The sequence below is a fragment of the Lactobacillus gigeriorum DSM 23908 = CRBIP 24.85 genome (assembly GCF_000296855.1).
GTDB lineage: Bacteria > Bacillota > Bacilli > Lactobacillales > Lactobacillaceae > Lactobacillus > Lactobacillus gigeriorum.
The window spans coordinates 40,003-51,951 of sequence record NZ_CAKC01000002.1 but is presented as its reverse complement, the minus strand read 5'-3'; the positions used below and the strand labels follow the sequence as shown (position 1 = coordinate 51,951).

General features: G+C 36.9%; 10 protein-coding genes. All 10 read right to left on the bottom strand.

Annotated features, from left to right (window positions below):
* Nucleotides 1-109: 109 nt before the first annotated feature.
* Nucleotides 110-1,264, bottom strand: coding sequence for a molecular chaperone DnaJ (dnaJ, locus tag BN52_RS00615; RefSeq protein WP_008472094.1), 1,155 nt, complete (start codon nucleotides 1,262-1,264; stop codon nucleotides 110-112).
* A gap of 82 nt (nucleotides 1,265-1,346) precedes the next feature.
* Nucleotides 1,347-3,185 (bottom strand): molecular chaperone DnaK, encoded by a 1,839-nt coding sequence (gene dnaK / locus BN52_RS00610; RefSeq protein ID WP_008472093.1) that lies wholly within the window; start codon nucleotides 3,183-3,185, stop codon nucleotides 1,347-1,349.
* A gap of 16 nt (nucleotides 3,186-3,201) precedes the next feature.
* Nucleotides 3,202-3,801, bottom strand: a complete 600-nt coding sequence (grpE, locus tag BN52_RS00605) for a nucleotide exchange factor GrpE (protein ID WP_008472092.1) — start codon at nucleotides 3,799-3,801, stop codon at nucleotides 3,202-3,204.
* A gap of 15 nt (nucleotides 3,802-3,816) precedes the next feature.
* Nucleotides 3,817-4,866, bottom strand: coding sequence for a heat-inducible transcriptional repressor HrcA (gene hrcA / locus BN52_RS00600; RefSeq protein WP_008472091.1), 1,050 nt, complete (start codon nucleotides 4,864-4,866; stop codon nucleotides 3,817-3,819).
* An 88-nt stretch (nucleotides 4,867-4,954) separates the two neighbouring features.
* Nucleotides 4,955-6,481, bottom strand: a complete 1,527-nt coding sequence (abc-f, locus tag BN52_RS00595; protein ID WP_008472090.1) for a ribosomal protection-like ABC-F family protein — start codon at nucleotides 6,479-6,481, stop codon at nucleotides 4,955-4,957.
* Between the two features lie 210 nt (nucleotides 6,482-6,691).
* Nucleotides 6,692-7,654 carry a riboflavin biosynthesis protein RibF gene (ribF, locus tag BN52_RS00590; RefSeq protein ID WP_169790190.1) on the bottom strand — a complete coding sequence of 321 codons (963 nt, stop codon included), beginning with the start codon at nucleotides 7,652-7,654 and terminating at the stop codon, nucleotides 6,692-6,694.
* Between the two features lie 4 nt (nucleotides 7,655-7,658).
* Nucleotides 7,659-8,552, bottom strand: a complete 894-nt coding sequence (gene truB / locus BN52_RS00585) for a tRNA pseudouridine(55) synthase TruB (protein ID WP_008472087.1) — start codon at nucleotides 8,550-8,552, stop codon at nucleotides 7,659-7,661.
* Nucleotides 8,553-8,594: 42 nt separating this feature from the next.
* Entirely contained in the window at nucleotides 8,595-8,957 is a 363-nt protein-coding gene (locus BN52_RS00580; RefSeq protein ID WP_008472086.1) for a ribosome-binding factor A, read from the bottom strand.
* A gap of 19 nt (nucleotides 8,958-8,976) precedes the next feature.
* Nucleotides 8,977-11,634 (bottom strand): translation initiation factor IF-2, encoded by a 2,658-nt coding sequence (infB, locus tag BN52_RS00575; protein ID WP_008472085.1) that lies wholly within the window; start codon nucleotides 11,632-11,634, stop codon nucleotides 8,977-8,979.
* Entirely contained in the window at nucleotides 11,635-11,949 is a 315-nt protein-coding gene (locus BN52_RS00570) for a L7Ae/L30e/S12e/Gadd45 family ribosomal protein (RefSeq protein ID WP_008472084.1), read from the bottom strand.

Genomic DNA, 11,949 nt, shown 5'->3' with positions numbered 1-11,949 from the left:
TTTGGAGTCAAGTCCCTAGGGGGATTTGACTCCTTTTTCATTTGTTCTTTACCTTACCGCAAATTATTTTACACTTAGCTATTATTTTCAATGCCTTCTTAGGTTATGGCTATTCTTCACCACTAAGTTTTTCTTTCAGGCGTTCAAAGAAGCCTTTTCCTTGTGGGGTAATTGATTCACCACTAGCTTTGACAAATTCTACCAAAGCTTCTCTTTGTTTTTCATTTACTTGTTTAGGAATCTTGACCTCAACAGTAGTGATTTGATCACCATTTCCACCACCACGAAGGTAAGGAACACCTTGACCATGAATGGTAAATTTCTTGTTTGGCTGAGTTCCTGCAGGGATCTTCAATTTAGTTGAGCCATGAACTGTTTTGATCTCAATTTCATCGCCTAGAGTTGCTTGTGCGAAAGAAATTGGAACAGTAGTATAAATAGTCGTTCCTCGACGTTCAAACTCATTTGATGGCGTAATGCGGTAATTAATATAAAGATCACCATAAGGGCCACCATTTCGACCTGCTTCACCCTGACCTTGATAGCGAAGTTGTTGACCATTATCAATACCTGCTGGAATTTCTACTTCAATTGTATTCTTACGATCAATAACCCCTTGACCATGACAAGTTTGGCAAGGATGCTCAATAATAGCACCTTTTCCTTGACACTTGTCACAGACAACTTGTCGCTGAATCACACCAAATGCTGATTGTTGAGTTACTGTCATATATCCAGTACCACGACATTTATCACAAGTAATAGGATGTGTGCCCTTTTCAGCACCTGTTCCATGACAAGTTTCACAAGTCTCACTACGTGTGTAACTAACTTGAGTCTTCTTACCTTTAATTGCATCCATGAAATCAATCGTAAGCGTGTAGTCTAAATCCTGACCACGAACTGGATCAGTTGGATTAGCACGGCGACGCCCACCACCGAAGCTACTTCCAAAAATGTCACTAAAGATATCACCAAAGTCTCCGAAACCTTGGCCTCCAAAGCCACCATAAGCTCCTTGACCACCAAATCCAGCTTGACCATTTACACCAGCTGCACCAAATTGATCATATTGTGCACGCTTTTGTTTATCGTGGAGTACCTCATAGGCTTCGTTTACATCCTTATATTTTTGTTCAGCACCCGGCTCATGGTTCAAATCAGGGTGATACTTCTTTGCTAATTTACGATATGCCTTGCTAATATCTTGATCGCTAGCATTACGATCAACTCCAAGGATCTTGTAATAGTCTTCTTGTGCCAAAATTTAAACTCCTTACATTGAAAAGAAAAGAACTACCCTTAAGCAGTTCTTTTCTTAATAGGTTATTTAAATTATAAACTCTTTACTTCTCTGGGTCTACTTTGTGGAAAGTTCCATCTTGAGGGCCATTGTCTGGGTTAGGGTTGCCACCTTGAGGACCAGCTTGTCCAGCAGCACCTTGAGCACCACCATTTTGTTGGTAGAGCTTAACTGCTAAATCTTGAGCAGCCTGTGACAATTCATCCTTCTTAGCCTTCATTTCGTCCAAATTGTTGTCTTCCTTAGCCTTCTTAAGGGCATCAAGAGCATCTTGAACCTTCTTAGTTTCATCAGCTGGAACTTTATCCTTAGTTTCCTTAAGAGTCTTTTCAGCAGTAAAGATCAATTGATCAACTTCGTTACGCAGATCAGCTTCTTCTTTACGCTTCTTATCTTCTTCTGCATGTTCTTCAGCGTCTTTTTGCATCCGCTTGATTTCTTCATCAGATAAACCAGATGAACTCTTAATAGTAATCTTTTGTTCCTTACCAGTTCCCATATCCTTAGCAGATACATTTACAATACCGTTCTTGTCGATATCAAAAGTAACTTGAATTTGAGGAACACCACGTGGTGCAGGTGGAATATCGGTTAATTGGAAGCGACCAAGAGTCTTGTCATCTGCTGCCATTGGGCGTTCACCTTGCAATACGTGAACATCAACTGCAGGTTGATTATCAGCCGCGGTTGAGAAGATTTGACTCTTTGAAGTTGGGATAGTAGTGTTACGGTCGATCAACTTGGTGAAGACACCACCCATAGTTTCAATACCTAATGAAAGTGGAGTAACATCAAGCAATACGATATCCTTAACATCACCAGAAATAACACCACCTTGAATTGCAGCACCTAAAGCAACTGCTTCATCAGGGTTAATTGAGTGGTCAGGTTCTTTGCCAGCCCATTCCTTAACAGCTTTTTGAACTGCAGGAATACGAGTTGAACCACCATTCAAAATAACTTTATCAATATCATTTACAGTAAGACCCGCATCTCTCAATGCATTATCGAATGGAACTTTGGTCTTTTGAACCAAGTCATCAGTTAATTCTTCAAACTTAGCACGAGTTAAGTCTGCTTCAAGGTGAAGAGGACCTGATTCACCAGCTGAGATGAATGGCAATGAAATGTGAGTTGAAGATACACCTGAAAGATCTTTCTTAGCTTTTTCTGAAGCATCCTTCAAACGTTGCATTGCCATCTTGTCTTTAGACAAGTCAACACCGTTGTCATTCTTGAAGTTTTCAATCAACCAATCCATGATGCGCTTATCAAAGTCATCACCACCAAGTTCAGTGTCACCATTAGTTGATAATACTTGGAAGACACCATCACCCAATTGAAGAACTGAAACGTCGAAAGTACCACCACCAAGGTCGTAAACTAAAACAGTTTCATCGTTTTCGTCTTTATCTAGTCCATATGCAAGTGATGAAGCCGTTGGTTCGTTAATAATTCTTTGAACATTCAAACCAGCAATCTTACCAGCATCTTTAGTAGCTTGACGTTGAGCGTCATTAAAGTATGCAGGTACGGTGATAACAGCATCAGTTACTTCTTCACCTAAATAATCTTCTGAGAACTTCTTAATGTATTGCAAAATAAATGCTGAGATTTCTTGTGGAGTGTATTCCTTATCGCCAACTTTTACCTTGTAATCACCTTCACCCATGTGACGCTTAATAGAAACAATAGTGTTAGGGTTAGTGATTGCTTGACGTTTTGCAACTTCACCAACTTGAATTTCACCATCTTTAAAAGCAACCACTGATGGAGTAGTTCTATTTCCTTCTGGATTAGTAATAATCTTTGGTTCTTTACCTTCTAAAACCGCTACAGCGGAGTTAGTAGTACCTAAGTCAATTCCGATTACTTTTGACATTTAGTATTCTTCCCTTCTATTGTGCGACAACAACCATTGCTGGTCTTAAAGTCCGATCTTTATATTGATATCCCTTTTGTAGGACTTGAATGACGCAATCTTTTTGATCATCATTCTCCGCTGCAACAGTTTGTACAGCTTGATGCAATGTCGGATCAAACTTAGCGCCATCTGCTTCAATTTCAACAATGCCATGATCTTGCATTGACTTGACTAGCGCATCAAGTGTCATTTGAACGCCCTTTTTCAATTGTCTTGAAGCATCATCGTCTGCTTCAACACTTAAAGCTCGTTCCAAATTATCCATTGCTGGCAAGATATCTTTAGCCAAGCTTTGTGACTCATACTTAATTAACTGAGCACGTTCCTTAGCATATCGATTTTGTGCATTTTGAATTTCAGCTTCGCTTCTTAAATACTTATCTTCTAATTGTTGATTTTTTTCTTCAAGGTCAGCTATTTTCTTCGTTAAAGCTACTACTTCTGATTCTGTATCAGTAGTTTTTGCATCTGAATCTACTCGCTCCTCAGAAGCATTTTTTGCCTCTTCAGCATCCTCAACCTTAGCTACTTTTTGATCTAAATCTTTTTCGCTTGGAAATTCTTCTTTACTCACATTAGCCTCCCTCTATTATTGAAACCTTCCGTAATAATCCATTAGTTTTTTTGCTAATTCATTTCTAAAATATTCAAGTAATCCTATCATTTCTGAATACGGCATATTGGTTGGCCCGAGCAAGGCAATTGTTCCTTTACCATGCTCTCCTACGTTATATTCCGCTGTCAATAGACTATAATCCTTTAATAAATCATTGGGAAGTTCTGAGCCAAGTCTAACTTTTATTGGATAGGATCCTGAATCATCAAATGAGCTAGAATCCATTAATGATGACATTAAATCATCATGCCCTACTAATTCATACAATGATCTAATATCTTTAACGTTGTTCAATGAACTATTATTAAGCAAATTTATCTGTCCATCAACATACATTTGTTCGCTGGCAGCATCCTTAATAACATCTTGAACAAGGCTCAATAAGTCACTAGCATGTTCGCCACCAATTTGCTGTAACGATAGTTTTTTCAACAGTGTCGGTGTGATTTGCTTTAAAGTCTTTCCTACCAACTCATCATTGATCATTCGAACGGCTTTTTCAATTTCATCCCCATGAATATGATGAGGTAAAGCATAAATTTGATTTTGAATATTACCATCGCTAGTTACGAGAATTGCCATGATCTGTCTCCTAGATAATGGAACAATTCTAAACCCAGTAACCATCACATCATAGCTTTCTGGACCTTCAGCAAAAGCCGTGTAATTAGTCAAATCTGACAAAATTTTAGCAGCTTCTTGAACGATCTCATTTACTTGATGAAAAGGTCGATCTAATTGATAAACAATCTTTTGATAAACCGCTTCAGGCAATTGAAGTGGTTCAACCAAATGATCAAGATAGTAACGATATCCATCACTAGATGGAACTCGTCCACTTGATGAATGAGTCTTCTCAATTAAACCTTTATCTTCAAGTACCGCCATTTCATTTCGAATAGTTGCACTTGAAACTTTAATTGGAAGTTGACTCATCACTGTTTTTGAACCAACTGGCTCATGTTTTTTAGTAAAATCTTGAATTATTGTTTTTAAAATTAATTCTTGACGCTCGGTCAACATAAATATCGCCCTCACTTTTAGCACTCTAACCTTCCAGGTGCTAACAAATACTATGATACTAAATATTAGCAAAAAAGCAAGAGGACTGCTAAATTTTTTCAATTTTTTTCAAAGCGATAATTTGGTCAGCTACTTGATCGACAAAATATTTGTCATGTTCAATCAGAATCATCGCAGGTTTTATTTCTTTCAGAAGCTTAATTAACTGATCTTGATTAAATACATCTAAATAATTTGCCGGCTCATCCCAAAGATATAAGTTAGCTTCTTCAGTCAATGATTTAGCAATTGCTACACGCTTTTGTTGACCCATGCTCATCTCTTCGATTCGTAAAGCAAAATCTTCTCTTGGAAAACCCATCTTTTTTAAATTGTTAAGTAGCATTTCATAAGAAAGCTGATGTTGTTCGGCAAATTCCTCCAATTTGCCACAATACTTAGAAAATTCTTGCGGTAAATATGATATTTTCAAATCTTCGACAAGATTTAATTCTCCCGTTCGAGTCAAGTTTTCACTATTGCTAAATATATTTTTTAGCAGTGACGTCTTACCCACTCCATTTGACCCAATAATTGCTGTAATTTCATGATTATTAATTAAAAATGTTTGGTTTTCAAATAAAGCAGTTTTATCATCGTCATATTGCAATTTGAAATTTTTGCAGGGCAACAAGGTATGATGATGATCAGGAACAAAGTTCATTGTTAACATTGGTGACTCCTCAATATTAGTCATCAATCCCTGTTTTTCAGCAATATTTTTTTCGATTCTACGTTCGACATTCATAGCTTTACGCATCATTTTTTCTGCCTTATGGCCAATAGCACCTTTATTTAATTGGGTACGACGGTTGATAACATGAGCTGTTTTTTGGCCACTTTTCTTTTGATTTTCAATAGTGTGTGACCAGTCCTTATAATTGCCACGGACCTGCGTCAACCTGCTTATCTCTCCTTTTAAACGTTCGTTCTTTGCTTGATTATATTCATCACGAAGTCGCTTTACTTCTTCATATTGTTCAAAATTTCCTTGATACAGATGAATTTCTTGATTTTCAATTGCTAAAGTATGATCAGTAGTTTGATTCAAAAATGCACGATCATGACTAACTAAAATATAGCCAGAATGATGATGCTGCAGATAATTAGCTACATGTTCACGTGATGCTTCATCAAGATGATTGGTTGGCTCATCAAGTAAAGGAAATCCATCCTTATCAGCAAATGCTAAAGCTAATAGCATTTTAGTTTTTTCACCACCACTTAAAGAGGAAAATGGTTGCCATAGCAAAGCTGTATCTAGATGCAAAAGCGTTAACTCACGTTCGAGCTCCCATTGTTCAACTGTAGCAAGTTCTTGCAATTCATATATGGTAAGATTTTCTGGGTCAGATATATTTTGAGGAAAATAATTAAACTTTAAAGTTGAAAAAATTTTCCCGGTCCCTGTTAATTTTCCAAGTAGCAAGTTTAAAAATGTGGTCTTTCCTCTTCCATTGCGCCCCACTAAGCCTAATTTCCAACTAGAATCAATATTCAAATCAAACTGTTGAAAAATTTCTTTGCTACTTCCTTCATATGCAAATGATAATTTGGATATTTTTATTGTGCTCATATAAACCTACTTTCTTACTAGGAAATACACTTTCGACTTTTTGAGCACACAAAAAGAGTGTCCCTTGTCATAACTAAAATAGTCAAAAGTGCATAGTAATCCTTTAATATTTTAATTACTATTTACTATGCTTCTTTTAAACTAAATTAGTTACGCAATGGACACCCTTCTTTCAAATTGAGATCTTTGTATAGAATTGTATCAAATATATTATTTTTCTTCAAGCTCTAGCTTTGCAAAATAATTTTCAATCTCAGTTTTATCTTTAGCCAATTGGTCTTTTAATTCAGCAAAGCTGTTAAACTTTACTTCTCCTCGAGTATACTTATACCATTTAATCGTCATCTTTTGACCATAAACATCCTTATCAAAATCAAACAAATTTGATTCAATAAAAATTTGTTGAGAATCGCCAATTGTAACATTATAACCAACACTCGTCATTGAGTCATACCACTTTCCGTCAACCCATGTTCTAGTAGCATAGACACCAATTTTAGGAATCGCCTTTTTATTATTCCAAACCAGATTTGCAGTTGGATAGCCTAGCTTATGGCCATTTCGTTTTCCATGTCCGATAGTACCACTCATTACATAGTGATGACCTAATAATTCATAAACTAACTCCATCTTGCCATCAGCAATTGCCTTTCTGATTTCAGTGGAGCCGATTTTTTGACCATCCATTGTCTGCTTAGGCACAGTTACAATATCAAATCTACCCTTTGAAAAAGCAGGTAAATGTTCCATATTAGCAACATCTTTTGGACCATAAGTATAATCGAAACCTGCTACAACTGTGTCAGCATTGAGTTTGACAATTACATTATCAACAAATTCTTGCCCAGAAATTTTGCTAAAAGCTTCTGTAAATTTAATGACTGCTAAATAGTCTACTCCAGCATGCGCCATTTTATCAGCTTTTTCATCTAAATCATCAATATAAGCAAAATCTTTTTTACCAGCATAAACTTCGCTAGGATGCCGATCAAAAGTCATCACCATCAAAGGCAAATTTTTCTTCTCTGCTACTTCTTTGGCCATTTGTAGAAGGCGCTTATGTCCTTTGTGAACCCCATCAAAGAAACCCAGTGCCAAAACTACTTTGCTAGGGGTAATATGTTCTTCAACTGGATAATTCAAATGGATTAATTGCACAATAGATTCCTTCATTTCATTATTGATTAGCTAATAACATCAAATCTGGTTGATATCCTCGCTTAGTTTTCTTGTATATTGCCTTAACTTTGTTATTGTACCGTAAAGTCAACTTTTTTGCATCCGTTTTCACCTGAATTATTGCACCATTTTGAACTTTTCGCCAATTTTCCTCATCTAAGTTAATAATTGGGTACTGAGTAAAGAAACTATCAATTGGTTGCAAGTAATTCTCAACTAATTCAGGATGGTCAACAATCTTAGATAATTTTACCGCCTGCTCAATTTTAAAGCCAGAGCTTTCAATACGGCGCAATCCAGTCATAACCGCAGGTTGTCCAAGTTTTTCACCTAAATCGTTTACTAGTGAGCGAACATATGTTCCTTTACTACATTTAACGATAAAACTAAAATCCTCCGATTGATTTTCTAAATCATAATTAGGCTGGTCCAACAAATCATATTGATAAACTGTGACTTCTCTTTTAGGGCGTTCTACTTGAATACCAGCTCTTGCATATTCATATAAATGCTTACCATTAACTTTTACTGCAGAGTATATTGGAGGAACTTGGGTTATTTCACCAACAAAACTGTTCATAGCTGATTGGATTGTGTTTGCTGGTATTTCTTCTTCAACGGGCTTGGCCAATATTGTTTGACCTGAAATATCATATGAATCAGTACTATACGCTAATAAGCCTGATCCTATATATTTTTTTGGACGTTGATGCATTAACTCAATTAGTTTTGTTGCCTGTCCAATGGCAATTGGTAAAACTCCAGTAACATCTGGATCTAATGTTCCAGCATGACCGATTTTTCTAATGTGTAGTGCTTTTCTCAAATGATAAACTACGTCTGCACTTGTCATGCCTTTATCTTTATCAATTACTAAAATTCCATTCAACATTTTTATACCTAATAAAAAACGTGGGTCATCCCCACGTTTTAACTAATTATTACGTTCTTGATCTTGCTTTTTTAGTTCAGCAAGCAAACGATCAATCTTACTACCATATTTTACTGAATTGTCGCGCTTAAAGATTAGTTCGGGAACTTTATAAACTGTTAAAACTTGTCCTAGTAAATGGCGCATCATGCCCTTTGCTTTCTCAAGTCCTAAAGCAGCTTCTTTTTCCTTGGCAGGATCTTCGCTTAACAAACTATAGTAAATCGTTGCATATGATAAGTCATTGCTACATTCAACAGCAGTAAGTGTAATTTCATTTACTCGTGGATCACGAATATTTTTTTGCAAGATCTTAGATAATTCACGAAGGATTTCTCCTTCAACACGACCTACTCTGTGTTTCATTTTTTCTCCTAAAAATCATCTAATCAGGCTTAACTTCTTGCATTTCGTATGCTTCAAGTTGGTCATCAAGCTTAATATCGTTGTAGCCTTCAATAGTCAAACCACAATCGAAACCTTGCTTAACTTCTTTGACATCATCCTTGAACCGCTTCAGTGAACCAACCTTGCCATCATAGACAACAACACCATCTCTGATGACACGAATTCCAGAATCTCTAGTTACATAACCGGAATCTACGAAGGCACCGGCAATTGTCCCAACCTTTGAAACCTTCCAAGTTTCACGTACAGTAAGATTACCAGTAACTTTTTCTTCAAACGTTGGTTCAAGCATACCCTTCATAGCTGCAGTAACATCGTCAATTGCCTTGTAAATGATACTGTAAAGTCTGATATCAACACCCTCAGAATCTGCCTGTGATTTAGCTGTTACAGTTGGTCTTACATTGAAACCGATGATAAAGGCATTTGAAGCACCAGCAAGAGTTACATCAGATTCATTAATAGCACCAACACCAGAGTGAATAATGTTTACTCTTACACCTTCAACATCAATCTTTTCCAATGATTGTTGTAATGCTTCAACTGAACCTTGAACGTCTGCCTTAAGAACAATGTCAACTTCTTTCATATTATCGCGCTTCATTGTTGCAAACAAGTTATCAAGCGTTACATGTTGTACTTTTTCACGAGACTTTTGCAATGCTTGTTGCGCACGTTGTTCACCAACTGAACGAGCTGTCTTTTCATCATCAAAGACAACTAATTTATCTGCTGATTCAGGAACATCATTTAAACCGGTAATTTCAACTGGCATAGATGGAGTTGCTTTCTTAACTTGACGACCACGGTCGTTTGTCATAGTACGAATTCTACCGAAAGTATTCCCTACAACGATCGGGTCTCCGACATGTAAAGTACCTTGTTGTACCAAAACGTCAGCAACTGATCCACGACCTCTAGATAATCTAGCCTCAATTACAGTACCAATAGCCTTTTGCTTAGGATCTGCCTTTAATTCCATCACGTCAGCCTGCAATAGAATCATTTGCAATAGATCTTCTACATTTTCACCAGTCTTAGCAGAAATGTTAACAAAAATTGTATCGCCACCGTAATCTTCTGGAATCAACCCATACTTCATCAATTGTTCAGTAACATGTGCTGGGTTGGCGCCTGGAACATCCATCTTATTGATGGCAACGATAATTGGAACATTAGCACTCTTAGCGTGGTCAATCGCTTCAATTGTCTGTGGCATTACACCATCATCAGCAGCTACTACCAATACAACAATGTCAGTTACTTCAGCACCACGTGCACGCATATTTGAGAAGGCTGCGTGTCCTGGAGTATCAAGGAAAGTGATCAAACGATCATCCAATCTTACCTGATAAGCACCGATCTTCTGAGTAATACCACCAGCTTCATGAGCTGAAACATGAGTATGACGCAAACGGTCAAGAAGAGTGGTCTTACCGTGGTCAACGTGACCCATGATCGTAACAATTGGTGGACGTGATTCTTGATTTTCCGATTCCTTAGAAGCTTCCATTTGCTTGTCATAAATCTTATCGATATCAGAAATGTCTTCATGAACCTTTTCTTGCGCTTCAATACCATATTCAGCAGCCAACAATTCAATCGTATCTTTATCAAGTGATTGATTTTGGTTGGTCATAATCCCTAGCATAAAGAGTTTCTTAACTATTTCTGCTGGTTCTCTGTGAAGCAACTTACCAAGATCTTGAGCATTCATGCCCTCTTCAAACACCAAGGTTTCTGGTAATGGACGTTCTTTACGCTTAGTTACTGGCTTCTTTGGAGTTTGTTCTTGTTGACGTTTTTTATTCTTGCGACGTCTTCTTTCTTGACGATCTGAACCATTATCATTATCACGTTCATTATTTTGATATTGATTCTTGCCTTTTCTACCAACTTTGCCAGAATTACGTCCATGACCATTACCATTACGACGTTCTTCTTTATTTGGAACTGGCGCATCGGCAACATCAATTTGTGGTTTAGACTGAGAGCGTGGCTTTCTATTGTTTTTCTTTGATGACTTTGTTTGACTGTCATCATTTTCTTTCTTAAATCTAGCAGGAGATGGTTTTAAAATCTTAGGACCAATAACTTTAGTCTCAGTCTTTTCTACTTTATTAGTTTCCTGCTTAGTGTTTTCTTGCTTATTAATAACTTCCGCTTCCTTTTTTGAAGTATTTAAAGACTTGTGGTATTCTTCCTTAGCCTTTTGAGTTTGCTTATTAAGCGTAGTTGCTTCAGCACGTTGTTTTTGCTTAAACTGCTTTAACAAATCTCCTGTAGCAACCTTATTTGTGTTATTGTTTGCACGATTTTCATCTTTACGATCTTGATCGTTACGACGTCTATTAGAATTACGATTCTTACGACGATTATTGTTTTTCTTATTTTCAGTAGTATTCTTTTCATTCTTACGAATTGAAGAGACTGAAATCTTAATTTTGCCACCTTTTTCAGATTTTTTTGAATTTGTGGAGGTGTGGAAACTATTCTTTAATTGATTCACTTGCGAATCTTCTAAAGATGACATGTGGTTAGAAACATCAAAGCCTAATTCTTTTGCCTTCTGGACTACCACTTTATTATCGATGCCTAATTCCTTTGCGACTTCATATACTCGCGCTTTAGTCATCTAATCACACTCCTTTTCTAATTTTTGAGCCAATGCTTTAGCAAATCCCTGATCAGTAAGCGCCAAAACTTTTCGCGTCTTACCGATCGCATGCCGTAATTCCTCTGCAGAAAATTCATTAACGAGTTTAATCTGCTTTTTACTGGCCACTCTGGTTACTTTTTCCAAAGTATTTGCTTGTAAGTCACTAGCTACAACGACTAATTTAACTTTACCCTTTTCCAAGCCGGCTATTACCATTTCGGTTCCAGAAATAATTTTCCCAGCTTTGGTTGCTAAGCCTAGCAAATTAAGGGCTTTTTCTCGATTTTGCAA